At 55.3% G+C, this 22,372-nt stretch carries 28 protein-coding genes and 1 pseudogene; 7 read left to right on the top strand and 22 right to left on the bottom strand.

Annotated features, from left to right (window positions below; genetic code table 11):
* Positions 1 to 42: 42 nt before the first annotated feature.
* The 13 genes and pseudogenes from MGLY_RS10105 to MGLY_RS10045 form a co-directional block, all read right to left on the bottom strand.
* Positions 43 to 1,722 carry an S-layer homology domain-containing protein gene (locus tag MGLY_RS10105; RefSeq protein WP_156273512.1) on the bottom strand — a complete coding sequence of 560 codons (1,680 nt, stop codon included), beginning with the start codon at positions 1,720 to 1,722 and terminating at the stop codon, positions 43 to 45.
* Positions 1,723 to 1,892: 170 nt separating this feature from the next.
* Positions 1,893 to 3,707: an IS1634 family transposase gene (locus MGLY_RS10100; protein ID WP_156272643.1), complete on the bottom strand. Its 1,815-nt coding sequence runs from the start codon at positions 3,705 to 3,707 to the stop codon at positions 1,893 to 1,895.
* Between the two features lie 366 nt (positions 3,708 to 4,073).
* Complete coding sequence (locus tag MGLY_RS18040; protein ID WP_156273510.1) at positions 4,074 to 4,289, bottom strand: hypothetical protein; 216 nt, start codon at positions 4,287 to 4,289, stop codon at positions 4,074 to 4,076.
* 43 nt (positions 4,290 to 4,332) lie between these two features.
* On the bottom strand, positions 4,333 to 5,094 hold the full coding sequence (locus MGLY_RS18035) for a hypothetical protein (protein ID WP_211661862.1): 762 nt from the start codon (positions 5,092 to 5,094) through the stop codon (positions 4,333 to 4,335).
* Between the two features lie 222 nt (positions 5,095 to 5,316).
* Positions 5,317 to 5,490: pseudogene (locus tag MGLY_RS18500) on the bottom strand (DUF433 domain-containing protein); the annotation flags it as partial.
* Between the two features lie 74 nt (positions 5,491 to 5,564).
* Positions 5,565 to 5,759 carry a type II toxin-antitoxin system HicA family toxin gene (locus MGLY_RS10080; protein WP_156273506.1) on the bottom strand — a complete coding sequence of 65 codons (195 nt, stop codon included), beginning with the start codon at positions 5,757 to 5,759 and terminating at the stop codon, positions 5,565 to 5,567.
* Positions 5,756 to 5,980 (bottom strand): type II toxin-antitoxin system HicB family antitoxin, encoded by a 225-nt coding sequence (locus tag MGLY_RS10075; protein ID WP_156273504.1) that lies wholly within the window; start codon positions 5,978 to 5,980, stop codon positions 5,756 to 5,758. The genes MGLY_RS10080 and MGLY_RS10075 overlap by 4 nt, the downstream gene beginning before the upstream one ends.
* Before the next feature lie 30 nt (positions 5,981 to 6,010).
* Positions 6,011 to 6,379: a hypothetical protein gene (locus MGLY_RS10070; protein WP_156273502.1), complete on the bottom strand. Its 369-nt coding sequence runs from the start codon at positions 6,377 to 6,379 to the stop codon at positions 6,011 to 6,013.
* The gene (locus tag MGLY_RS10065; RefSeq protein ID WP_106007001.1) at positions 6,357 to 6,725 is read right to left on the bottom strand and encodes a hypothetical protein; all 369 of its coding nucleotides are present in this window, start codon (positions 6,723 to 6,725) and stop codon (positions 6,357 to 6,359) included. The genes MGLY_RS10070 and MGLY_RS10065 overlap by 23 nt, the downstream gene beginning before the upstream one ends.
* A gap of 198 nt (positions 6,726 to 6,923) precedes the next feature.
* The gene (locus MGLY_RS10060) at positions 6,924 to 7,361 is read right to left on the bottom strand and encodes a type II toxin-antitoxin system VapC family toxin (protein WP_156273500.1); all 438 of its coding nucleotides are present in this window, start codon (positions 7,359 to 7,361) and stop codon (positions 6,924 to 6,926) included.
* On the bottom strand, positions 7,345 to 7,599 hold the full coding sequence (locus tag MGLY_RS10055; RefSeq protein WP_156273498.1) for an AbrB/MazE/SpoVT family DNA-binding domain-containing protein: 255 nt from the start codon (positions 7,597 to 7,599) through the stop codon (positions 7,345 to 7,347). Before MGLY_RS10055 ends, MGLY_RS10060 begins: the two co-directional genes overlap by 17 nt.
* Before the next feature lie 131 nt (positions 7,600 to 7,730).
* Entirely contained in the window at positions 7,731 to 8,420 is a 690-nt protein-coding gene (locus tag MGLY_RS10050; RefSeq protein ID WP_211661861.1) for a Uma2 family endonuclease, read from the bottom strand.
* A 23-nt stretch (positions 8,421 to 8,443) separates the two neighbouring features.
* Positions 8,444 to 8,884, bottom strand: coding sequence for a hypothetical protein (locus MGLY_RS10045; RefSeq protein WP_156273496.1), 441 nt, complete (start codon positions 8,882 to 8,884; stop codon positions 8,444 to 8,446).
* Between the two features lie 57 nt (positions 8,885 to 8,941).
* On the opposite strand from MGLY_RS10045, the gene MGLY_RS10040 reads away from it, so the two are divergent.
* Complete coding sequence (locus MGLY_RS10040; RefSeq protein WP_156273494.1) at positions 8,942 to 9,247, top strand: hypothetical protein; 306 nt, start codon at positions 8,942 to 8,944, stop codon at positions 9,245 to 9,247.
* A 346-nt stretch (positions 9,248 to 9,593) separates the two neighbouring features.
* On the opposite strand, the gene MGLY_RS18030 is transcribed toward MGLY_RS10040, so the two are convergent.
* Positions 9,594 to 10,355 (bottom strand): hypothetical protein, encoded by a 762-nt coding sequence (locus MGLY_RS18030; RefSeq protein WP_211661860.1) that lies wholly within the window; start codon positions 10,353 to 10,355, stop codon positions 9,594 to 9,596.
* A gap of 235 nt (positions 10,356 to 10,590) precedes the next feature.
* Positions 10,591 to 10,803, bottom strand: coding sequence for a DUF433 domain-containing protein (locus MGLY_RS10030; RefSeq protein WP_211661859.1), 213 nt, complete (start codon positions 10,801 to 10,803; stop codon positions 10,591 to 10,593).
* 585 nt (positions 10,804 to 11,388) lie between these two features.
* Here MGLY_RS10030 and MGLY_RS10020 point away from each other — a divergent pair.
* The 6 genes from MGLY_RS10020 to MGLY_RS10000 all read left to right on the top strand — a co-directional run bounded on the left by MGLY_RS10020 (position 11,389) and on the right by MGLY_RS10000 (position 12,934).
* Positions 11,389 to 11,616 (top strand): DUF1659 domain-containing protein, encoded by a 228-nt coding sequence (locus tag MGLY_RS10020; RefSeq protein WP_156273492.1) that lies wholly within the window; start codon positions 11,389 to 11,391, stop codon positions 11,614 to 11,616.
* Positions 11,617 to 11,641: 25 nt separating this feature from the next.
* Entirely contained in the window at positions 11,642 to 11,863 is a 222-nt protein-coding gene (locus MGLY_RS10015; protein WP_156273490.1) for a DUF2922 domain-containing protein, read from the top strand.
* Positions 11,864 to 12,008: 145 nt separating this feature from the next.
* On the top strand, positions 12,009 to 12,209 hold the full coding sequence (locus MGLY_RS10010) for a hypothetical protein (protein ID WP_156273488.1): 201 nt from the start codon (positions 12,009 to 12,011) through the stop codon (positions 12,207 to 12,209).
* 31 nt (positions 12,210 to 12,240) lie between these two features.
* On the top strand, positions 12,241 to 12,384 hold the full coding sequence (locus MGLY_RS10005; RefSeq protein ID WP_064774466.1) for a YvrJ family protein: 144 nt from the start codon (positions 12,241 to 12,243) through the stop codon (positions 12,382 to 12,384).
* 35 nt (positions 12,385 to 12,419) lie between these two features.
* Positions 12,420 to 12,632 (top strand): hypothetical protein, encoded by a 213-nt coding sequence (locus tag MGLY_RS17800; protein ID WP_170291017.1) that lies wholly within the window; start codon positions 12,420 to 12,422, stop codon positions 12,630 to 12,632.
* Positions 12,551 to 12,934, top strand: a complete 384-nt coding sequence (locus MGLY_RS10000) for a hypothetical protein (protein WP_156273486.1) — start codon at positions 12,551 to 12,553, stop codon at positions 12,932 to 12,934. Before MGLY_RS17800 ends, MGLY_RS10000 begins: the two co-directional genes overlap by 82 nt.
* Before the next feature lie 41 nt (positions 12,935 to 12,975).
* Here MGLY_RS10000 and MGLY_RS09995 read toward each other — a convergent pair whose 3' ends face one another.
* The 7 genes from MGLY_RS09995 to MGLY_RS09965 all read right to left on the bottom strand — a co-directional run bounded on the left by MGLY_RS09995 (position 12,976) and on the right by MGLY_RS09965 (position 22,372).
* Positions 12,976 to 14,160 carry a Fic family protein gene (locus tag MGLY_RS09995; protein ID WP_156273484.1) on the bottom strand — a complete coding sequence of 395 codons (1,185 nt, stop codon included), beginning with the start codon at positions 14,158 to 14,160 and terminating at the stop codon, positions 12,976 to 12,978.
* A gap of 289 nt (positions 14,161 to 14,449) precedes the next feature.
* On the bottom strand, positions 14,450 to 16,210 hold the full coding sequence (locus MGLY_RS09990) for an adenine deaminase (RefSeq protein WP_156273482.1): 1,761 nt from the start codon (positions 16,208 to 16,210) through the stop codon (positions 14,450 to 14,452).
* A 144-nt stretch (positions 16,211 to 16,354) separates the two neighbouring features.
* Positions 16,355 to 17,722: an amidohydrolase gene (locus tag MGLY_RS09985; RefSeq protein WP_156273480.1), complete on the bottom strand. Its 1,368-nt coding sequence runs from the start codon at positions 17,720 to 17,722 to the stop codon at positions 16,355 to 16,357.
* A gap of 406 nt (positions 17,723 to 18,128) precedes the next feature.
* On the bottom strand, positions 18,129 to 18,683 hold the full coding sequence (locus MGLY_RS09980; protein ID WP_156273478.1) for a helix-turn-helix domain-containing protein: 555 nt from the start codon (positions 18,681 to 18,683) through the stop codon (positions 18,129 to 18,131).
* A gap of 220 nt (positions 18,684 to 18,903) precedes the next feature.
* Positions 18,904 to 20,301 (bottom strand): N-acetylglucosamine-6-phosphate deacetylase, encoded by a 1,398-nt coding sequence (nagA, locus tag MGLY_RS09975; protein WP_156273476.1) that lies wholly within the window; start codon positions 20,299 to 20,301, stop codon positions 18,904 to 18,906.
* A 47-nt stretch (positions 20,302 to 20,348) separates the two neighbouring features.
* Positions 20,349 to 21,383: an SIS domain-containing protein gene (locus MGLY_RS09970; RefSeq protein ID WP_156273474.1), complete on the bottom strand. Its 1,035-nt coding sequence runs from the start codon at positions 21,381 to 21,383 to the stop codon at positions 20,349 to 20,351.
* A complete protein-coding gene (locus MGLY_RS09965; protein WP_156273472.1) occupies positions 21,368 to 22,372 on the bottom strand; it encodes an ROK family protein in 1,005 nt (334 codons plus the stop codon). Before MGLY_RS09965 ends, MGLY_RS09970 begins: the two co-directional genes overlap by 16 nt.

The raw sequence follows: 22,372 nt of genomic DNA, 5'->3' as shown, positions 1-22,372 counted from the left end.
GGACCCCGCCCGCGCGGAGTCCCAAATTGGTAGTAGCTCTTTTCAAATAGCACCGGTGTTCACCAGGAGGCGCTTCAGCATGACGATGGCTTCCGCCCGGGTGGCGCTGGCCTGCGGGACGATGGTATTCGCCGTGCGGCCGGCCACGATGCCGGACTTGACAGCCGCCGCCACAGCCTGCTGCGCCCAGCCGCTGACCGCCGCCGCATCAGTGAAGCGCGCCAGCAGCGCTGCAGCATCGTCCACGGTTACCGGTTTACCGGCATAGGCCAGGGCGCGGGTAATCATGGCCGCCATTTCCTCGCGGGTGATCAGGGCATCCGGCCGGAAGGTGCCGTCTTCATAGCCGCCGACCAGGCCGGCCCGGCTGGCCGCCTCTACGGCGCCATAGTACCAGGCACCCGGCTGAACGTCTTTAAAGCGGGCCGCCGCCGGCTGTACCTCGGCGATGCCCAAGGAGCGGAGCAGCAAAGCGGCGAATTCCGCTCGCGTCACGTTATCGTCCGGGGCAAAGAGGGTATCCGTCTTGCCCGCGGCGATATGGCGGGCCGCCATCAGCTTGATGTCGGCTTGCGCCCAGTGACCGGTGGTATCGGTAAAGTTCTTCTCATAGGCCAGGACGGCGTACTTGCTGAAGTGGCTCAGCTGGACCTGTACTCGCTGTGCTGCCTTATCCACGCGGCCGCCAACATACTCCCACTGCTTGCCTGCCTCATTATAACGGTAGATACCAAGCAGGTTGGGGTCGGCGGTGGTCTGGTAGCTCAGGGCGAGGGTTACCGGCCTGGCTAGGCTGGCACTGCCACCAGCAGTGCTGAGGTTCAGTTCCACTACACTGCTGGCCGCCGTCATCCCGCTCGCCAGGTTGCTGGTATACGGTTTGGCGGCTTCTCCGGCCAGCATCTCGGCCTTGAAGGTGACATTGCCCCCGGTAAGTTGCCCGCTCGGGATTACCCCGGGCGGCAAGACCACTTGCATGCCGGGCAGGGCCAGCTCAATGGCTTTTCCTTTCTCGGCTGCCTGCTGCAGGGTCTGGGCCGGGATTGGAACTTCTACCTGCTTCACAGTGGTACCGGCCGGCACCTCGACCGGTAGGACAACGGTTGGCGCTGCCTGGTTGAGCAGGCTCGCCACTTTGGCGGCGTCAATGGTTACCGTAATGGTACCCGTACTGGTGTTCACCTGGACCTGGCCGTAGTCAGTGGGCGTGGTTGTAGGAGCTGGAGCCGGGGCTCCGCCGCCGCCACCGCCACCACCGCCACTGGTGGTCTTCGGGACAGGTACAGGCACCTCCACATAAGCATTTGGAACCCATTGCTTGCCATCCCAATACTTATAAACAACAGAAGGTAAGGTTATCGTATTGAGATGGTCAGTATTGGCGGCATTGTATACCAAGTAAACAGTATAACTATAAACAGCACCATAAACAGCGTCATATACTCTATAAACAGAAGTATATACGCCGCTGGTAACCGTAGTGCTATTATTATTAAGGTAATTCAACAACGTAGTTACAACATTATTAAAGTCGGTCGTAGTTGTTGGGTTTAACTGGATCGTAATAGCACCTTGGGGAGCTGTCCCAGTAAAGTCAATACTGTTTATAGCCGCACTGGCTGCGTTGGGAAATGCTGCGAAGGTAAGTGAGAAGAGGAACACCAGGAACAGGATGAAGCAGGTGTTACCGGCCACATACCTGTTACGCCAGAGCTTAAACATCCTTTCTCACCCCCTTCCCCGGGCAGGATAAAAAAACGCCCACAGGTTAATTCTACCACATGAGGGAGAAGTGAACAAGTATTAAAACCCAACTTTGACACCGCCCCTTAAAAATCAAGGGGTCCATAGGGACAATTGTCACTACAACCCCTTTCTGGGGCTCTTAGTGGCTACCTGAAGGTTAAAATTTTAGGTGGAAGTGGAAGGCCCAAAATTTTTAACAATTCACTCTGGCTTTGTCCGGGCTGGGTGATACTATAAATCCGCTTATCAAGAAACTGCTGGTCAACAGCCTTTATCTCTTCTAATAATTCCAGGATACGGCGGCCGCTTTTATGGGCAACCTTCCAGCGGCGTAACTCTCTTTCTTGACTTTCAGGATCAGGGATTTGTTTCGCCTTAAAAATCTCATCTTCAATATATCGGCGATGTATCACCTCCAGCCATTTTTCAAAGAGATAAGCCAGCACACATATAAAGATGTGTCCCTTAACCCGACTTTCGTTGTAGTGGTAGATAGGCCTCAAGCGAATGAAGTCCTTGATATGGCGAAAGGCGGTTTCTACCTGGAGCAGGTTTTTATAGGCGGCAATTACCTCCTCAGCTGGCAGGTCAGCATTAGTCTGGATTAAAAATTTGCCGTCCCGCAAAGCCTCTTTAGCCAGAGCCGGCTCATTAATTTCAAAGTTGAAAGACTTGCCGTCATAAGTAATATCAAAAATTGGAGCAAGGCCCTTCTTGTTAAGGATAGCAGCTGCTTTAAGCATGACTCCTTTTGTGGTAGGCTTGCGCCCCCGCCGCGGGGTTTCCCGGGCCAGCCTGTCTTTCAGCTCTTGCAATTTTATCCTGGCTTCTTCTATCGCTTTGACCCGAAATTCATAATCCTCTTGGGCTTTGAGAGGATTGTGGCAAAGGATATAGCGAACCGGAGGCTCGAAGTTTTCCTTTTCTTCCTCTTCTCCCTCTACCAAGTTTTCTTTAGGGGGAGCCTGTACCTGCTCTGGTGGTACTTCCACATAAAAGAGGGGGTTATCGCCGTCTATTAGCTGGTATTCTTCGAGGTTTTGGTACCTGGCCAGTAGTTCATCGCTCACTTCCCGGCCGCGTTTATGAAAGCCCAGGATATAACGGAAGTTAGCCTCCTTGAGTTCTTCTAAATTATGACTGGTCAGCATACCCCGGTCGCCCACGAAAATACAGCTCTTGATGGCAAACTTTTGCTTAAGTTGTTCGATGGCGCCAGCCACGGTTACTTTATCAGGTATATTACCTTCAAATACCTGGTGGGCAATAGGCATGCCTTCCGGAGTCACCAGGAGGCCAATATTAATTTGCCGGCAGTCCGGCCGGTGGTCGCGGGAATAACCGAACCTGGCCAGGGGGCAATGGGTACCTTCAAAGTAGCTGCTGGTCAAGTCGTAAAACACCAGGTTAAGCTGATAACTCAAGAGATCCGTAAGCCGGTTGTACAAGTGGCGTTCCAGATAATCCTTCATTTCTTCCAGGACGTCAAGAGTACGGTAAAAATGATGCAACTCAGGCTGTTTCTCTTCCAGTTCCGGCAGGTAAATTTGCCTTAACCATTGGGATACTCCAAGCTTGCTTTTAGGAGCGATGAGGCGGTTTAAAATCATAATCTTGGTGCATAAGGCCACATCCATCTCTACTTGACGATTTTGGAGATAGTTTTTAAAGAAGGCGTCCAGGTCCAGTCGCTCCCAGAAAAAATTCACCACATAGGGGATACCATAATGCTTGGTGCCGAAGGTCTGGAGGTCCTTAACAGTGCCCAGCTCATCTTCCTTAAGGAATTCCCGCAGTTTATTAATAAGCCGCTGTATCTCTTCCTGGGAATACTGGTCGATGTTGCCTAAATGCCCAACCTGGCGCTGTTTTACCTTGCCTTTTTCCCGGTAGGATTCTACCAGGACCAGATAATGGTAGGTATGGCCGCCGCGCCTGGTAGTGATAATACGGGGGAACAAAGGGGCATCACCTCGGTTATCGTCATTACTATTATACCAAGAGATGCCCGGCGTGAAAATACTCTAAGGCAGATTTGTTTTCACTACGTTTTGCCGACTTCGGTAGAGAAAGATCGTTGATATTACTAGTCTTGGTGGTCTTTAAGCCCTTGAAATAGAAGTTTTAGTGTCAAAGTTGGGTTAAAACAAGTATTAATTTGTATAAGCGCGCCGGCAACATCGTCACCGGAGCCGCCTTCTTCGCGCCCGAACGAGAAAGCGCCTACATGGCAGAAAGGCCCGGGGTACCGGGCCGAACATGCTACCCGGGCACCCCGGTCCAAATACTACCAGCATTAGCCTCTAGGAGACTTCCTGTCCGGGAAACTACCTGCCTGCCCCCAGGGCTGCCAGCCACCGCTCGACCATAGCCGCAGCACGTATAACTGGCCGGCTCTCCTTACCTACCGGCCGGCCGGATCTTTCTCCCTCAGTCAAGCCTTTGATATGGAAACATGGCGGCATAAACTGGCCTGCGCTGGTAGCGGTAGTTGCCGGTTGCCTTCCCCCGTTAGTGGCGGGGACGCTGCTTCCTAACACCATCCTATCGCTGGCGGTAGCGGTTGTGGTTTACCTGGCTGCAACTCTATCCGGCCGGGGTTATTTCATAGCTTTCCAGGGTGGAGGTGACCCGGGTGCTTCCGGAAATAAATTCCCTCTTCACCATCCCTACCCCTTCATTGTAGTACTCGAATATGGTGGAACCGGTGCCTTCCAGCTTCACCTTGAGGCAGTTCTCAAATTTACCCGCCGGCGTGTCTACGGTGGCGTTGACGTCGACGATCTCCCTGGGGCCGTTGGGGGTTTCCCACCTGGTGCCTGCTGCCAGAGGCGCCTTTAAAATTACCACGTTTTCTCCGGGCTCATGGTCCAGGAAGTTTGTCCCTTCGTAGGCTTCTCCCTGAAAAAAGACGCGCGTCACCGCGTCTTCCGTGATCTTGAACACGGCCGCGCTCACGGTGCCGCCGTTGTCCTCCCTGATCTGGGCTCTGTCGCCCCTGGCGTACAGGACCTCGCGTTTAAAGGTGGCGTATTCGTTCCCCTCGCCCAGGTACTGCCACCTGCTGCCTGGGTATAATGGGAAAAAGTCACCGGGCTTTACGACCGCCGGCAGGGCTTGAGCGCCGGTACCCGGCCCGGGCTGCTGGACTCCCGGCTCATTCGTGCCGGGGCCGGGTTGCTGCGGTACCCCCAACTCTTGCTGCTGGACGTTGGGCTGTTGCACTCCGGGTTCCTGCTGCTGGACGTTTTGCTGCTGTGGCGGGCTCCCCGTCCGGGAACGGGCCGCCGCAAGGGCGCCGGCGATTATGATAACAGCGATGAGGGAAATTGCTGCTGCTCGCCGCAAAGGAAATACCCCCGTTTGCTTTTTACTTTACTGCCGTTAGCCGCGTCAACGAGAACGACCTCAGCGCCGGCTCCTAGGCAGCGCATATAACCGCAGGCCCGGGATGGGTGCCGCCGGCGCTGCTTTGACGGCGGCCGCCCATCGAAGTTGTATATGAAAGTCCTGTAAAACCTACGTCTGCAGTAATTATAGTCGCTTGTCTCTGGCAAGCAAAAAAGCTATTTATGGCACCGCCCTTATTTGTTCTTCCACCAGTATATTAGCTGCGTAGCGCAGTGCCGCCAGGATATCTTCTTTTTTGAGGTCGTATTCTGCCATAATTTCTTCATAAGTAAGGCCCCCGGCTAATTTGCCTACGATAAGTTCAACCGGTACGCGCGTACCCTTTATTACCGGCTTACCCCCTTGCTTTCTGCAAGGATTCCGGGGCGCATGGAGGCGGGTCCAGGGTGGACCGAGTTAGGGTAGATTTATCGTTTCTTAACTAAAGGGATGCCCAGGTCTTTGCATATTTTGTTGGCCAGGAAGTCTTCGATTTCATTGTGGCGCGGAACTGTAGATGTCTTAAAGTTAGAGGGGTTAAAGAAAACGGTATGATTTCCACCCTCTCGCAGTTGCCGGCATCCATGTTGGCGCAAATGGCGCAGTAATTCCTTACGCTTCAATTTACGGCCTCCACCGCAATTTCCAGGGGTTCAATAATAGTATCTGGTCCTTGAAACTTGCCTGCTAATTCTGCGTTTGCCTGCAATATTAACTGAGTGGCTTCCTTAAGGTTGTTTCGTAGTTCTTCAAGGGTTTTCCCCTGGCTATTTATGCCGGGGATTTCTTTAATAAAGCCTATATACCAGTCACCACGTTTTTGCATAACAGCAGTTAAGCGCATTAATATCAACCCCTTTTAAGTCATGTAGGTTTACTTAACCAGTTCCTCGATAAACTTCTCCAATTCTTCCCTGCGCCTGGAAACCAGTTTATAGGCCAGCATTCCTTCGCGTTCGGCTATGCCGGCTATGATGGCGACCTCGATTACCTGCAGTTCCGTAACCTTCCATATAATCCGGAGCGACCTGTTATCTACATAAACGCTCCGGTATCCTGCCAGGGGCCTGCCGGCCTGGTTTTCCAACTCTTTGCCAAATGCAGAGGGAGCCCGGGATATTTTTTGCAAGGCTTTAATTACTTTTATCTGCCTGCTTTTATCCAGTCCCAGGAAATCTGCTTCAGCCGCGGGAAAAAATTTTACATTGGCCGGTACAAGATCAATCATTTTCGAGGTCGACATCAGGAGCAGCCTCCAGATCCTCGGCGGTTATACCGGCCTTTTTAATTACCTCAGCAAGGGGCACCAAAGCCTGGCCGCCCTTTTCATTTTCGAGTATACGGCACAGCAGTTCCAATTTTATTTCCAGTTCCGCGGCTTCAGCAACCTTTTCCCAGAGTTCTTTAAATTTGTCATAGCTTAAAATAGTTGCCCTGGGTTCGGAACCGGAAAACATCATTAAAAAGGGCATCTCATGCAATTTTGGTTCTACGACACTGCGCCATTTGCGCTGTAAATCGCTGATGTTAACAATCTGGTCGCTAGAGAAAAGCGGCTTACCTTTCATAACCGGTACGAAGCCTCCCACTGAAAAATCCTCCTTTCTAAATGATATGCATTTACGCGTAAATAAATACGTTGTTGTTTTCGTTTAAATTATCGCGTATTTGGACGTGAAAGTCAAGAACAATAAATATTAAGGTAATCCGCCTGGTACGATATCCCTGCTTTCGTTTTGGCATTTGCAGGGCTTCCGGGGCGGATAGGGGCGGGTCTTAACAAAGCCTCATTTTTTTGCCTGAAGTGGCCATTCTGAGGGTATTTGATCCAATAGAAAACGCCCGCTATTACAAACTTCAATTATTTCGGGGTCCCTTGTAACTATTGCACCCCCTGTTTTCCGGGCCAGTGCCAGGGCAAAAGCATCGGCGTAAGAGATCCTGTATTCGCCTTTTAGTTTCGCTGCTTCCCAGATACGTGTATTAGATGCCGGCATTACCCGCCAGGGAAAGATTTTCTTTTTAACGTCCATTAAAAAGGAGGCCGCCTCTTTGCTATGCCCACTCTTAACAAGGCGGTAAAAGATTTCCCCAATATTAATGGCTGATATCTGGATCTTAATTACTTCTTTTTCGGCCTGGTCCAACAGATGCTCAATGTAAGATGAACCGGGTTCTTCTTGCATCCAGCATAAGACGGCATAGGCATCAAATATCTTCACCATCACGGTCTACCTCTTGCCTGTGTTCCTCCAGATGTTCTTCCAATACCCGCTTCCCGCGCAGGGCACCACGCCAGCGACGCCAGCCAGCCGTCCTGGTTTTCTGGTAAACAGGTTCAAGGATTATCTTACCCCCTACCAACTCCACCTTTAGTTCTCCTCCACGTTTCAAGGCGAGCTCTTCTCTAATATTTTTCGGTAGTACCAGTTGCCCTTTGGAAGATAAACTGGCTATTTCCATAACAAAAGCCTCCTTTCTTACGCCTAGTGTAAGACATTATAAGTAAGAAAGCAATAATTCGGTTATGCACCAAAGCCATTTACTTCCACGCCGTGCGGCAGCATAAAGTCTTCCCCGGCCTGCCGGCCCAGTTATGGCCGCCCTTTGTAACCCATTTGCTGCAGGGCTTCCAGGGCGGATAGAGGCGGGTCCTGCCATAGCCACTCGATTTTCAGCCCCAGGCCGGGAATGACGCGCGAATAGTAGACTCCCGCTGCACCGGCGGTGCTTAGATGATAGCGACCGTTCGCCTCCAAATGGTAGAATTCGGCCTGCCGGCGGTCAGGGTCGACCAGCCAGTACTCCGGTACACCAGCTGCTTCATATTCCCTGAACTTCTCACCGCGGTCCCGGGCGAGGCTCTCCGGTGATGTGATCTCCACCACCAGGTCCGGCGCCCCGTCCAGGTAGTTGGCTTGCAACCGTCCCAGGTTCTCCTGTTTGATAAAAATAATATCCGGTTCTCTCCCCCGCCGGACCGGTTCTGGCAAGTGGACGAGGAAAGGGGCGGTAAAAACCTGCCCTTGCTGCTCTAACAACACGTAATTCGCGAGAAAACTGCTCAGGAACAGGCTTACGCGCTGGTGTTTGACGGCCGCCGGCGTCAATAATACTACCTCCCCGTCCACCCACTCGGCCCAGGTGTCCTCATTGCACCAGGCCAGGAACTCCGTAAAGCTCATCTTGGCTGGTGGCACTGGGAGGCCACCTTCCGGTATATACCGGGAGGCGGTTTCCTTGAGTTCGCAATCGTCATCGTCAAACTGGTTCACCAGGGCCACCCCTCTTCAAGTTAAAACCATATTTAGGCAAAATGCTCAACGTCGTACCTGCATGCATTTGCGGGCAAAGTTGATCTGTTCGACCAGGCGGGCTTTAATTTTCTCCTGGTCTTCCAAAGACAACGCTGGAAGCTGGGTTCATAACCGCTGATGGTACCGGCCCGCGCCGCTACCTGCCCAGGGACAAAACCCTGGGCCGCCTGCGGGAAGGCCTGGGCAGCGTAATAAGCATAAGCGGCTACAGCCAGCCCAAGGTAGATCATGGCGCCCAGGGCCAGGAAGCGGCGCACCCTTGCTTCGGCCCGCCCGGCCAGGTAATTTGACATGCTGTAAACAATTGCATGGACGACAATTACGGCCAGGGCACCGGCCAGGAGCAGCTTTACGGCGTAGGCCTGCTGCCCGGCCAGGACGGCCGGTAAGAAGCGGCGGCTGATGACCAGGGCCGCCCCCAGGTTGACCATCAAGGCGTAAAGGCAGCGGTTGCGGCAGGCCCGGGGTAGGAGAAGGAGCAGTGCCAGGTGGATCAGGGGGAAGAGAACCCACCCGCCCCGCGACTGGCTGCCCAGGATGACCACCGCGCCCAGGTAATAACCCGGACCATAAATAGCCAGGTCGGCCAATCGCCAGCGTTTGCCCTGGAGAATAAGACCGATAACACCGGTAGCCAGCAGGTAGGCCGCGCCGGTATTTTTATACTGGAAAGTAGAATACAGGGCATTGTTGACGACGGCTCCGGGAAAATGGATATATCCGGTAGCGGCGCCCAGGCTGACGGCGGCGACGGCGACACCGGCCCAGTAAATGAAGGCCAGGGCACGGGTTAGGCAGCGCCCGGCAGCCGATCATGCTACCAAGCACCCCGGTCCAAATACTACCAGCATTAGCCTCTAGAAGACTTCCTGTCCGGGAAACTACCTGCCTGCCCCCAGGGCTGCCAGCCACCGCTCGACCATAGCCGCAGCACGTATAACTGGCCGGCTCTCCTTGCCTACCGGCCGTCCGGATCTTTCTCCCCCAGTCAGACCTTCGATATGGAAACATGCCGGCAATAAAATGGCCTGCGCTGGTAGCGGCTATCGCCGGCAGCCTTTCCCGGGTGGCGGCGGGGACGTGCTTCCTAACACTATCCTATCGCTGGCGGTAGCGGTTGTGGTTTACCTGGCTGCAACTCTATCCGGCCGGGGTTATTTCATAGCTTTCAAGGGTGGAGGTGACCCGGGTGCTTCCGGAAATAAATTCCCTCTTCACCATCCCTACCCCTTCATTGTAGTACTCGAATATAGTGGAACCGATGCCTTCCAGCTTCACCTTGAGGCAGTTCTCAAATTTACCCGCCGGCGTGTCTACGGTGGCGTTGACGTCGACGATCTCCCTGGGGCCGTTGGGGGTTTCCCACCTGGTGCCTGCTGCCAGAGGCGCCTTTAAAATTACCACGTTTTCTCCGGGCTCATGGTCCAGGAAGTTTGTCCCTTCGTAGGCTTCTCCCTGAAAAAAGACGCGCGTCACCGCGTCTTCCGTGATCTTGAACACGGCCGCGCTCACGGTGCCGCCGTTGTCCTCCCTGATCTGGGCTCTGTCGCCCCTGGCGTACAGGACCTCGCGTTTAAAGGTGGCGTATTCGTTCCCCTCGCCCAGGTACTGCCACCTGCTGCCTGGGTATAATGGGAAAAAGTCACCGGGCTTTACGACCGCCGGCAGGGCTTGAGCGCCGGTACCCGGCCCGGGCTGCTGGACTCCCGGCTCATTCGTGCCGGGGCCGGGTTGCTGCGGTACCCCCAACTCTTGCTGCTGGACGTTGGGCTGTTGCACTCCGGGTTCCTGCTGCTGGACGTTTTGCTGCTGTGGCGGGCTCCCCGTCCGGGAACGGGCCGCCGCAAGGGCGCCGGCGATTATGATAACAGCGATGAGGGAAATTGCTGCTGCTCGCCGCAAAGGAAATACCCCCGTTTGCTTTTTACTTTACTGCCGTTAGCCGCGTCAACGAGAATGACCTCAGCGCCGGCTCCTAGGCAGCGCATATAACCGCAGGCCCGGGATGGGCGCCGCCGGCGCTGCTTTGACGGCGGCCGCCCATCGAAGTTGTATATGAAAGTCCTGCAAAACCTACGTCTGCAGTAATTATAGCGCTTGTCTCTGGCAAGCAAAAAAGCTATTTATGGCACCGCCCTTATTTGTTCTTCCGCCAGTATATTAGCTGCGTAGCGCAGTGCCGCCAGGATATCTTCTTTTTTAGGTCGTATTCTGCCATAATTTCTTTATAAGTAAGGCCCCCGGCTAATTTACCTACGATAAGTTCAACCGGTACGCGCGTACCCTTTATTACCGGCTTACCCCCTTTAATTAATGGGTCAACAATGATGCCTGGCATTACTTCCTGCATCTTTGCCACCTCCCGTTAACTATTCTACCACAACAATATTATTTGATAAGTACACTATCTTCAATTTTATTTTCAGCCAAATAATGCTTAAGGGCTCCCTGGAAGCTCTACCAGGCCGGTAACGCCGTCCTGGATGAGTAGTTCATACTGGATACTACTTAGCCTTTTATTAAGACCTGTTATTACTTAACCAGTTCCTCGATATACTTCTCCAATTCTTCCTGCGCCTGGAAACCAGTTTATAGGCCAGCATTCCTTCGCGTTCGGCTATGCCGGCTATGATGGCGACCTCTATTACCTGCAGTTCCGTAACCTTCCATATAATCCGCAGCGACCTGTTATCTAGATAAACGCTCCGGTATCCTGCCAGGGGCCTGCCGGCCTGGTTTTCCAACTCTTTGCCAATTATTAAGGTAATCCGCCTGGTACGATATTCCTGCTTTCGTTTTTATGCTTTATTGGCTTTCCTTAGCAGCCGGTATTAGCGGTTAACGACAGGTTTTAGCTCGTAATCGCGTGCAAACATTAGTTCGTTTTTACAGGTAACCATGCTATGCTATGGCTGTCCGAAGGGAGGTGAAAAAAATGGCCGTTATCAGCACCCCGCTGGCCACCACCTTACGCCTGCAGGTGCAGACCGGGACTGACGCTACTGGGCAACCCGTTTACCGGGTGCGCTCCTACAGCCGCGTCAAACCTTCTGCCAGTGACCAGGATGTCTACGACGTCGCCCAGGCCATTGGCAGCCTGCAGGTACATCCCGTTAACGCCGTCAGCCGCGTTAACGAGAACGACCTCAGTGCCGGCACCTAAGTAAATCTATAGGAGGTGAACAGTTATGCTTACCAAACGCCTGGAATTGATCTTCCAGAATGCTGCCGGCCGCCGGACCACCCTGGCCGTCCAGGACCCGCGGGATAACCTGACCGAGGCTGAAGTCCGGAGCGTTATGGAACTCATCCTGGCCAGGAACATCTTTACCTCGCCCGGCGGCGACTTGACGGCTATTGTCGGGGCCCGTATCGTCACCAGGGACGTCACCGACATCATCGCTGCTTAACCTTTACCGGCCCGGGAGGAGGTGGGGAAGGGACTCGCCCCTTCCTCCCGGCCTAAATTGGGGTGAAACTTTCTAACGGCCTTACTTCCCTGGCGGCCGGTTTCCCTAAAGTGCAATTAGATGAAATTACATGGAGGTCTTTATAATGTTTCAAGTCAGGTTCAGTTATTTTGCCCGGCCCCGGCGGGGACGTTGTGACTGCTGCGACCGCCAGCAGACCCTGGAAGGTAAAATACTGCTCCTGGAAGATACTGCCCTCATCGGCGACCTTATTCTCTGCGCCGAATGCGCCGCCGCCTGGGGGGAACTCCTGGGCCAGGCCCGGGAAAAGGTAATCCAGCAGTAGAACTTTAGCGAGGAAAAGGAGGGAGCCTGACATGGAAAACCTCTGGGTCCAGATCGGCAACTATGGCTTCCCTATGGTCATTGCCTTTTACCTCTTAGTCAGGGTGGAGAAAAAACTCGATGACCTGACGGTAGCTATAAACGAGCTGGCCCGAACCCTGAAACCCCCCGGCTGAATCGCCGCTATCCCGAACCGTGATAAATTCCCCTCTTGATCATCCTGGTGCCGGTCTACGGCAGCGGCGATGATGCCGGCAACTATACCGAGGTCTGGCTGGATGACGGCCAGATACTCCTTGACCGGCGCCGGACGAAGAATGTCTTGATGTCCTGGGGCCGGAGATGGTCCTGGTACCTTTACGCCTGCGCCGGCCCCGCTGCCGCGATGAAGGCGGCACAGGCTATGTGGTCGGCGGCAAGGTAAAAAGTTTTGAGCCTTATGTCGAGGGCTTCTTTCGCACCCGGCTGATCCTGGCCGGCAACCAGGTCCTGCCCTGCCTTTTAAATATGGATACCCTGGCCCTGCGCCTGCTGGAAGGGGAAAGGACCCTCCAGCGCCGCCGGGAAACCTTTTGTAAACTATCCGCCCGCGGTACCGCCTGCCGTGAAAAAAACAGCTGCTACCTGCTGGTAGATCCCGGCGGCAGTACTGTCGCCGCGCAGCTCATCGACCGCAAGGGCGACGTCATAATCCTCCGCCGGGAAGATAAATTGAGCCCCCTGTGACCTGCAGGGGGCTGCATTTTAAGTTTACACACCGGTTACTTCTATCTGGTGGAGGAAGAGTCGCTGGTAAGAGGATTCTCGATCGCCGCTAGTACTTCTACGGCTACATATAGTTGATTGCGTTTGCGTTCGCCAGCTCTTCGCAAAATGCCTTCTTCTTCCAGTGCTTTGACGTGTTTACTGGTGGCGGTAAAGGTAATATCCAGGTAACGCGCCAGTTGCGGGACAGAAACCACCGGGTATTCAAACAAGAAATCAACCAATCGCAGGGTTGTAGCCGGAACACGGGTTCGAGCCAAACGTTGGTGATAATTTCTCTGCAGGTCCTGTAAACGTTTGGCACGTAGAATAGCGTCACGGGCCTGGGACTCAACTCCCTGTAAAAAAAAGAGCAGCCATTTATTCCAATCTCCCCGGGTGCTTACACTTTGAAGGCACTCATAATAAGTATCCCTGTACATGGCAAAATAGGCGCTTAAATACAGTAATGGTTGGGGTAAAATACCCCAGTTGCACAATAATAATATAATTAGCATGCGGCCCATACGTCCATTTCCGTCTAAAAATGGATGGATGGCCTCAAACTGGTAATGTGCCAGGGCTGCTTTGATAAGAGGTGGCAATCCTTGCTCGTCATGCAAAAATCTTTCTAATTTATCAAGGGCTTGATGCATCTCGGAAACCGGTGGCGGTACGAAATGGGCCTCAGCCGCGCTGCATCCAGGTGGACCAATCCAGTTCTGTACTCGCCGGAATTCGCCCGGTGCCCGGCTGCTACCACGTACCCCTTCCATGAGAATACCGTGAAGTTCCCGTATTAATCGCAGGCTCAAGGGTAAATCATTCATCCGTTGCAACCCATATTCTAATGCCCGGATATAATTAACCACTTCGCGCACATCTTCTGTATCCATATATTCCCAAAAACGTAGCTGTCCTACTTCATAAGCGTATATATCTGATAACGAGGCCCGTGTTCCTTCTATCCGTGAGGATAGAACTGCTTCCCGGCGAATAAAGGGATTGATAAGTAAATGCGGGTTTGGTAGGTTGCGTCCTAAACCGGCAAGTTCGCCTACAGCACGATCGGCGGCCGAGAGCGCCGTCACCAGGTTTGAATTCCAGTCTATGTTTGGAGGCAATGGATCGGGAACGAAGGCCCAAAAACCTTCCGGCATCCATATGGTACGCCCGGGAGCCAATTTAGTAAAATTTTCCGGTTTCATCCCGACCACCTCTTGTTAAACTAAAGTATAATATCGCTTAGGTTATTATACTATAACACCTCAAAAGTATAATAACCATTTTTTGCCTTGTAATGTCAATAAAAATGCGGCTTATCATGCCAGGGGCTGCCGGCCTGTTTTTCCAACTCTTTGCCAAATGCCAAGGGAGCCCAGGAGAGCAATCTATGGCACAACTGCATGTTCATGGCCAAAAATGAAGCCCGGTCACTACGGGGATTATCCGCATTGCACCGGGCTATGCCTGGCGGGGTGATTTGAACCCTTACTTTTACTCTACTGAAAGCACCGGGTCGATGACCTTTTGCTGCAGGACATCGATAAAACCATGGTCGGTGATGGCGTACTCGGGAATGGCAGCCAGGCTGATAAAAGAAAGGAACATAAAGGGCATGCTGATAGTGCAGCCCAGTTTTTGCGCGGAAGCGTTGAGGCGCCTTTTTTCTTCCGCCAGGGCCCAGGCATCCAGGTCGCTTAACAGGCCCAGGACCGGGAAGGGCACTTCATAAAGCACTTGGCCATTATTAACCACAATCTGGCCGCCACCGATTTCCGCCAGGCGGTTTACGGCCAGGGCCATATCGGCATGGTTAACTCCCAGCACGATAATATTATGGTTATCATGGGCGATGGTCGAGGCAAGGGCGCCGCTCTTCAGGTTGAACCCCGCCATAAAGGCTTTGCCTATCCGGCCGCCTTTACCGTGGCGCTCCACCTGGGCGATATAAATGACATCCTGGTCCGGCGCGGCCTGGATAATTCCCCCGGCAACCGGCAGGGTGGCCTCCTGCCCTACGGTGATGGGGATCCAGTCCAGGGTGCGCATGACCTTCACCCTGGCGATCCTGGCTGTACCGTTAACTTTGATGGCCAGGTCGGTAGCCGTCAGCGGCCGCGGCAGCTTGACGGTGTTAAGTAAGATGGGATTATGCTCTGCCACCGGGAATCTGGTTAACAGTTTCCCCTTTTCTACTACCAATTTGCCCCCGGCTATAACGGTTTGTACCTCGAAGTCTTCCGGTCCGGTGGTGATATTGATATCGGCCCGCCGGCCGGGTGCCAGGGAACCGATTTCCCGGTCGAGGTTAAAGGCGCGGGCGGCATTTAGCGTTACCATTTGCACGGCAGTGGGGAAATCAATGCCGCTGGCCAGGGCTACGCGCAGGCTCGCATCCAGGTGGCCCTTTTCTACGGCATCGATGGTGTGAAGGTCGTCGGTAATAATGCTGCACATGGTGGGGTCAACATGGTGTTCAGTAATTACCTTGAGGCAATCAGCCAGGTTATGGGCCACGGAACCTTCACGCATCATCAGGTGGCAACCGGTACGCACCCTTTCCAGGGCATCTTCGGTGCTCAAAGATTCGTGATCGGTCATTACCCCTGCTGCCAGGCAAGCTTGAAGGGCCGGGCCTTTAGTTTCTGGCAGGTGACCCTGTAAGGACTTGCCGGCTGCCAGGGTCAAATCCATGGAATGCAACAGGTCCGGGAACTGCTGGAGAAGGTAAGGGGCTACGATTTCCGAAAGCCCCACAGCGTCAGGGCTCTGCAGGGCCCTAGCGATAACTTCGCTGTCCATATGGCCACCGCTGGTTTCCAAACCCGGGGCAAAGGGGATGTGGGAAGGGACGATAAAGTAGATTTTCAGCGGGGTACCGGCCGCCTCGGCCAGGACGGCCTCGATGGCCTCCATTCCCCCTACAACGCCTACTTCGTGCATATCAGCCATGATGCAGGTAGTCCCGTGGGTTAAAACAACTTCGGCGAACTGGCGGATACTGAGGTTGGTGCTTTCGGGGTGGATATGACCGTCAATAAAGCCGGGCAATAAATACCTGCCGCCGGCATCTATGACACGTGTTTCCGGGCCGATACAGTGGTCGATTGCACCGGTGGCAGCGATTTTATCGCCGCAGACAGCCACTCCACCGGGGTAAATCTCCCGTGTATAAACATTGACGATTTGCCCGTTTATAAGGGCCAGGTCGGCCTTTTCCTGACCCAGGGCTACCGCCATCAAACGTGTGTTCATTTCTCCGGCAACACCTGTACAGTGTTGCCTTTCACCTCCAGTTTTTAATATAGATACAGGGGCACAGGCATGATGCACTCGTAGAGCCAGGTAAACAGGTCGTCGTCGTCGCCCAAGCCGACCACGGTTGCTGTAGTTTCTGATCTACCTTACCTTTACTACCGGGAAACGGTCCGGCAGGACAATGCCGGCCTTCTTTACCAGGGCCGCCGCTCTGGCCTGGACCCGATCGAGGATTTCTTCTTCGTTGACGGTGAGGATCTTTTTATCCCTCATTAGCCACCGGCCGTCGCACATGGAGGCCTCGACATTGCTGGCGTGCATGGCGTAGACTAGGTTGGCAATGGGGTCATGGAGGGGCAGGCTCCCGGCGCTCCGGGGGTTGATGATTATCAGATCGGCTTTTTTTCCGGGTTCTAGGGAGCCGATCGCGTCATCCCATAACAGGCAGCGGGCGCCGTCGATGGTGGCCATCTCCAGGACTTTTTCCGCCGGCAAAATCTTGGGATTCAGGTTGCGGCCTTTATGGATCAGGGTGGCCAGGTACATCTCGTCCATCATGTCCATGCGGTTGTTGGAGGGCGCGCCGTCGGTGCCGATGGAGACGGTGATACCTTTGGCGATCATCTCCGGCACCCGGGCAAAACCCAAGACGCGCATGGCCGCCGCCGGGTTGTGAGATACCTTGACATCATGCAGGAGGAAAAGATCGATCTCCTTTTCCGTCAGCCAGACGGTATGGACGGCCAGGAAATTGGCATCCAAGACTCCCAGTTGAGCCAGGTGCTCAACTGTAGTATGGCCGCGGGTGGCTTTAGCAAAGCGTACCTCTTCATCAATCTCGGCCACGTGCATGTGGATGCCTACCCCGTATTTATCGGCCAGGTCCTTGGTGCGTTTGATTAGCTCATCGGAATTGTTGAAGATAGTCCGCAGGCCGAACCATACTTTGATGCGGCCGTTGGCCTGGCCGTGCCAGCGCCGGATATGTTCTTCCTGTTTCCGGAGGGCGTAGTCGGTACTCTCCCGCCACTTGGCCGGCAGCCCTTCGCCGCAGTCCATGGTGGAACGGGCCAGGATACCGCGCAGGCCAATCTCTTCTACGGCGCGGCCCATCCCATCGACCTCCTGGCCGCCGGGCTCGGCAAAGGTCGTCACCCCGGAGTGGATCAGCTCCAGGCAGCAAGCCAGGGAGGAGATATAGGAATCCTCCAGGTCCATACTGCTCTCGTAGGGCCAGATGCGCTCGTGGAGCCAGGTTAGCAGGTCGACGTCGTCGCCCAAGCCGCGCCCCAGTTGCTGGGACAGGTGGACGTGGGTATTGACCAGCCCCGGCATGACGATTTTGCCGCTGGCATCGACGACTTCGGCATCATGTTTGATTAGCTCCGCCGGCACCGTCCCGGCAGCGACGATCTTATCCCCTTCCACCAAGACATCGCCGCCGGCGAAGACCTGGCGGAGGGGATTCATGGAGACTACATAGCCATTTTTAATGAGTATCTGTGGCATGGCAAAAACCTCCCCGGAATTAAAGATACTACAGCATCCGGCAGCTCTACTGCCTGGATATAACCCGTCCCCCGGCTACATTCCGGGTTTTGTTGTTTCAGGGATAATCAAATTGAGTACCACTTCCGAGAGGGCGATTGCAAAATCAAGTTCTGGCTGTTATATTGAACATTGTCATCCAAAGCGTACACTAAGGATAGATTCAACCTCTTTATGTTTTTTCCTTCTGTGCGGGTAATAATTTTTTAAATTTAATTTGCAATAAATCAATCCTTGAGGATATATGAAAAGCCACCCCTTGCTGTAATATAGTTGGGGTGGCTTCAATGCCGGTTTAAAGCTACATTGTTTCTTATTTTATTTTAATTAATTATATGCTTCGGCTCCATTGATGTCAATGGCTAAATTAGAACAGCGACGGGGTAGCAACAATTAAAAATTGGGCCTCAATTTGTCTGGAGGGGTTACGCCAGCGGTGGGGGATAGTGCAGGGGTAATAAAGACAATCCCCTTTTTTTAGATTATAATCATTTACTCCCTCCAGGATGTATTTAAGCTCACCCTCTAAAATAAAAATAAGTTCTTCGCCGGGATGAGATATCGCCCTACCGGAATCGGCTTCTGGCGGTACGGTAATTACCGCCGGCTCCATCTGGAAATTTCGTCCCCGGGTAAGGAATTCTTCAATAAGGTCACCCGTAGGTGTAGAATTACGGATAAGGCGTGGCCGTTCCTCCGGTTTCACCAGGCTAATCTTGGTATCCAGGTTTTCCATTAAAAAGGATATAACTGAGATCCCCAGGGCTTCAGCAATTGCTTTCATGGTTAGTATATTGGGAACAGATTTACCTGTTTCGATCTGACTGATGGCACTGGGAGAGAGACCGGTTAGGCGGGCCAATTCCCGGATAGAGATCCCTTTCGCCATTCTTTGTAACCTGATGGTGGCGCCAATATCCAAAGCACTGCCTCCGGTAAAGCTGAGAATGTACTAAACCTAAGTATAGCATACATTATTCTATTTGCAATTCATTATGATTTGGCGGATAGGATGGCAATTTGCCCAGTGTTGAGGCCGTGCGGTAGCAGTCTAAACCAATAATAAAGCCGGGTTGTAACCCGGATTGATGCCCAGTTAACGAATAGGGGCGTCCTGCATGGGCGCCCCACTTAACTGGCTGTCAATACCTAATTTTATATCTCCCGGCGGCTTCTGGGGCGACATAGACCAGGCAGCCGCCGATGAAGGTGGCTTCCACTTTAAAGTCGCTGTCCAGGATGGCGATATCCGCGTCTTTTCCCTGTTCCAGGGAGCCCTTGCGTTGTGCTATGCCGATGGACCGGGCGGGGACAAGGCTGGCCATGCGCACCGCTTCCCAGATGGGGATATCCAGCAACCGGACGGCATTGGCTACCGCCTGGTCTATGGTCAGGAGGCTGCCGGCCAGGGAACCGTCAGGCGTGCGGCAGGCGCCGTCAACGATCCTTACGGGGAACTGGCCGAAGGGCACTTCTATTCCCGGATCCGGAGCCCCGGCCAGGGGGCTGGCGTCGGTGACCAGGTTGAGGCCGTCCACCCCTCTGGCCCGCAGGGCCAGGCGCATGGCGGCCGGGTGGACGTGGACGCCATCGCAGATTATTTCCGCCGTCACCCCGGCCAGATCCAGGGCTGCCCCTGCGGCGCCGGGCTCCCGGTGGTGCAGCACCCGCATGGCGTTGTAGAGGTGGGTGACCTTCCGGGCGCCGGCGCGGGCCGCCCGGACCGCCTGGTCATAGGTGGCGTCCGTGTGGCCCATGGCGACCGCCACCCCGGCGGCGGCCAGGAGAGAGATACATTCCATAGCACCGGGCAGTTCCGGGGCCAGGGTAATGATTTTCAGGACGGGACCGGCGGCTTCCAGGAGGGCGCGGCAATCGTCAGGCCGGGGCAGCCGCAGGGAAGACTCAGGCCAGCAGCCGCGGCGCGCCGGGCTTAAGTACGGCCCCTCCAGATGCAGGCCGAGAATGGTACTCCCGTCCCATCTTTTCCCGGCCACCTCCTGGCGGAACTCATGCAGCAGGTGCCATGCACCGTGGGGGGCCGGGACTGTGGCCAGGAGGCCGGTTACTCCGTGGCGGGCGTGGACGCGGGCCACCTGCTCCCATTCAGTCCACGGTTGCTGCCAGTCAAAGCCGTGGCCGCCGCCACCGTGGACGTGCAGGTCAATGAACCCAGGGCAGACATAGCGGCCGGAAACGTCTACGGTTATGACCCGGTGCACCTGGCCGGCACCGGGAGCAGTGAGGCTGGCAGAACCCGCCACGTCTACAGCCGGGCCACCGTTGCCGCAACCAGCTACGCCTAGGCCACCATAGCCACCCTCAACGCCGGCCGTGGCAACGGCTGCACCTTCCCCGGCAGCGCCGGGCCCGGCAAGGGCGGTGATTTTTCCGCCCCTAATCGTTAAAGTACCGCCGGCAATTACCCGGTCCGGCAGGACAATGGTACCGCCCTGCAAGGATATATCTCTGGTCGCTAGTATGCTGGTCGGCAAAGCGCTGTCTCCCCTCTTTCCTGTCCGGCAATCGATACGGTTCATCCCGCGGGATCGTTACTGCGAACAATGTGCCCCCCAAGTATTCTTTTCTAACGGGTCACGGTTACCTTACGCAATCCCCGCGGTTGATCGGGGTCCAGGCCCTTCGCCCCGGCCAGGAAACAGGCGAAAAGCTGCATGACCACGATGCTGGTAAGGGGCGAGACGAATTCGTCCACGGTTGGCAGTTCCAGGCCGGTCCGGGCCTGGCCCAGGATCTCCTGCCGGTCGGAGATGACGATGAGTTCCGCCCCGCGGGCCAGGAGCTGGCCGGCCATTTCCTGCATCTGCATATAGCTCTTGCCAGAAGGCGCTACGATGATAGCCGGGAAGCCCCGATCAACAATGGCAATGGGGCCGTGTAAAAAGTCGGCGGCGGAGAAGCCCTGGGCCTGAACGTAGCAGGTTTCCTGCAGCTTCAGGGCCACCTCCAGGGCGGTGGGGTAGTTCAGCCCCCGGCCCAGGACCACACATTCGTCCATATAAGCGTACCGCTCTACGACCTGGTTGATGCGTGGCGCCAGGGCCAGGCAGGCCTCCATGGCCTCCGGCACCCCTGCCAGGGCGGCGTTCAAGTCGTCACGCCCGGCCAGGGCCGCCACCAGCATGCCCAGCAGGGCCAGTTCGCTGGTATACGTCTTGGTCGCCGCCAGTGCTGTCTCTTTACCGGCGCGGCAGAGGAGCAGGTGGTCGGCCTGCCGGGCCAGGGTGGATTCCGCTTCGTTGGTGATGGTGACTACCACCGCGCCGCTCGCCCGGCCCTGGCGCAGGATCTCCCCTACGTCGGCCGCCTCGCCCGACTGGGAGATGCCGATTATCAGGGCGTCCTGCAGCTGCAGGCGGCCCCGGTAAAGGGTGATTACCGAGGGAGCGGCCAGGGCTACCGGCAGGCCGGTGTAAACCTCCAGGGCGTATTTGGCGAAGGTGGCGGCATGGTCAGAGGTACCGCGGGCAGCGATAACCGCATAGCGGCACTGCCGCTCCTGGATGAGGTTGGCTATGGAGCGGATGTTTTCTTTTTCTTCCTGGAGCAGCCGGCGCAACACGCCCGGCTGCTCCAGGATCTCCGTTAACATGCGCGACATAATTCCCGGCCCCCTTCGTCAAGCAAGCCGAGGCGGGCAAAGGCTACGGCGGCGGCCCCGACGACCCCTGCCATTTCCGGCCAGCTGGAAAGGACTATCTGCACGTCACCGGCAGCCGGCGGCAGGGCGCGCTGGCGCACCACCTGGATTACCGTGGGTAACAGCAAGCTGCCGGTCCGGCTGACACCGCCGCCCAGGACCACCAGCTCCGGGTCGAAGATAGTCACTAGAGAGGCGATGCCCAAACCGATATAACCGGCCGCCTCTTCCATAACCTCCTGCGCCAGCTGATCGCCGGCTGCGGCGGCGGTGGCGACGTGAAAAGCGGTGAGTTCTTCATTACGGTCTATAATCTCCCTCAGGCTCGATGGCCGGCCGGCAGCGAGGAGGGCGGCGGCCCGGCTGGCGATGGCCTTGCCCGAGGCCAGCGCTTCCCAGCAACCGTGATTGCCGCATCCGCAGCGGGGCCCTGCCGGGGCAACTACCATATGGCCGATCTCGCCGGCGTTGCCGTGGTGGCCACGGTAGATCCGCCCGCCCAGGATGAGACCGCCGCCGATGCCGGTGCCAATGGCAATATAGAGCAGGTTTTCGACCTGGCGCCCATGGCCGAAGCACTTTTCGCCCCAGGCCGCGGCGCGGGCGTCGTTCTCCAGGAAAAGAGGAAGGTCCAGTTCTTTGGCCAGGATTTCGCTAACCGGGACATTGCGCCAGTTCAAATTGGCGGAGAGGAGCACCCTGCCGCTGTCACCGTCGAAAACGCCCGGGAGAGCCATGCCTACCCCCTTGATTTCCTGCCGGTCCCCGGCTGCCGCCGCCACCTGGCGCAGCCCGGCAACGATGCGCTCGATGACGCCCGCGGCGCCATCGTCAGGATGGGTGGGTACGATCAGGTCGCTGACAACCTGCCCTACCTGGTCTACCAGGCCGAAGGCGATTTTGGTGCCACCCAGATCTACTCCCAGGACGTAGCTACGTTCTTTCCCCAT

Source organism: Moorella glycerini (genome assembly GCF_009735625.1).
Classification (GTDB): domain Bacteria; phylum Bacillota; class DSM-521; order Neomoorellales; family Neomoorellaceae; genus Neomoorella; species Neomoorella glycerini.
Note: the sequence above shows the minus strand (reverse complement) of the source record. Positions and strands in the feature narration are given on the sequence as shown.

Excerpts from the sequence above, each read along its gene's own strand:
- MGLY_RS10105 (WP_156273512.1), bottom strand. The coding sequence starts at position 1,722 with ATGTTTAAGCTCTGGCGTAACAGGTATGTGGCCGGTAACACCTGCTTC.
- MGLY_RS18040 (WP_156273510.1), bottom strand. The coding sequence starts at position 4,289 with ATGGTGTTAGGAAGCAGCGTCCCCGCCACTAACGGGGGAAGGCAACCG.
- MGLY_RS10075 (WP_156273504.1), bottom strand. The coding sequence starts at position 5,980 with ATGCGCTTAACTGCTGTTATGCAAAAACGTGGTGACTGGTATATAGGC.
- MGLY_RS10070 (WP_156273502.1), bottom strand. The coding sequence starts at position 6,379 with ATGTCGACCTCGAAAATGATTGATCTTGTACCGGCCAATGTAAAATTT.
- MGLY_RS10060 (WP_156273500.1), bottom strand. The coding sequence starts at position 7,361 with ATGGTGAAGATATTTGATGCCTATGCCGTCTTATGCTGGATGCAAGAA.
- MGLY_RS10055 (WP_156273498.1), bottom strand. The coding sequence starts at position 7,599 with ATGGAAATAGCCAGTTTATCTTCCAAAGGGCAACTGGTACTACCGAAA.
- MGLY_RS10045 (WP_156273496.1), bottom strand. The coding sequence starts at position 8,884 with ATGGTCAACCTGGGGGCGGCCCTGGTCATCAGCCGCCGCTTCTTACCG.
- MGLY_RS10030 (WP_211661859.1), bottom strand. The coding sequence starts at position 10,803 with ATGCAGGAAGTAATGCCAGGCATCATTGTTGACCCATTAATTAAAGGG.
- MGLY_RS10020 (WP_156273492.1), top strand. The coding sequence starts at position 11,389 with ATGGCCGTTATCAGCACCCCGCTGGCCACCACCTTACGCCTGCAGGTG.
- MGLY_RS10015 (WP_156273490.1), top strand. The coding sequence starts at position 11,642 with ATGCTTACCAAACGCCTGGAATTGATCTTCCAGAATGCTGCCGGCCGC.
- MGLY_RS10010 (WP_156273488.1), top strand. The coding sequence starts at position 12,009 with ATGTTTCAAGTCAGGTTCAGTTATTTTGCCCGGCCCCGGCGGGGACGT.
- MGLY_RS10005 (WP_064774466.1), top strand. The coding sequence starts at position 12,241 with ATGGAAAACCTCTGGGTCCAGATCGGCAACTATGGCTTCCCTATGGTC.
- MGLY_RS10000 (WP_156273486.1), top strand. The coding sequence starts at position 12,551 with ATGGTCCTGGTACCTTTACGCCTGCGCCGGCCCCGCTGCCGCGATGAA.
- MGLY_RS09995 (WP_156273484.1), bottom strand. The coding sequence starts at position 14,160 with ATGAAACCGGAAAATTTTACTAAATTGGCTCCCGGGCGTACCATATGG.
- MGLY_RS09990 (WP_156273482.1), bottom strand. The coding sequence starts at position 16,210 with ATGAACACACGTTTGATGGCGGTAGCCCTGGGTCAGGAAAAGGCCGAC.
- MGLY_RS09985 (WP_156273480.1), bottom strand. The coding sequence starts at position 17,722 with ATGCCACAGATACTCATTAAAAATGGCTATGTAGTCTCCATGAATCCC.
- nagA (WP_156273476.1), bottom strand. The coding sequence starts at position 20,301 with ATGAACCGTATCGATTGCCGGACAGGAAAGAGGGGAGACAGCGCTTTG.
- MGLY_RS09970 (WP_156273474.1), bottom strand. The coding sequence starts at position 21,383 with ATGTCGCGCATGTTAACGGAGATCCTGGAGCAGCCGGGCGTGTTGCGC.
- MGLY_RS09965 (WP_156273472.1), bottom strand. The coding sequence starts at position 22,372 with ATGGGGAAAGAACGTAGCTACGTCCTGGGAGTAGATCTGGGTGGCACC.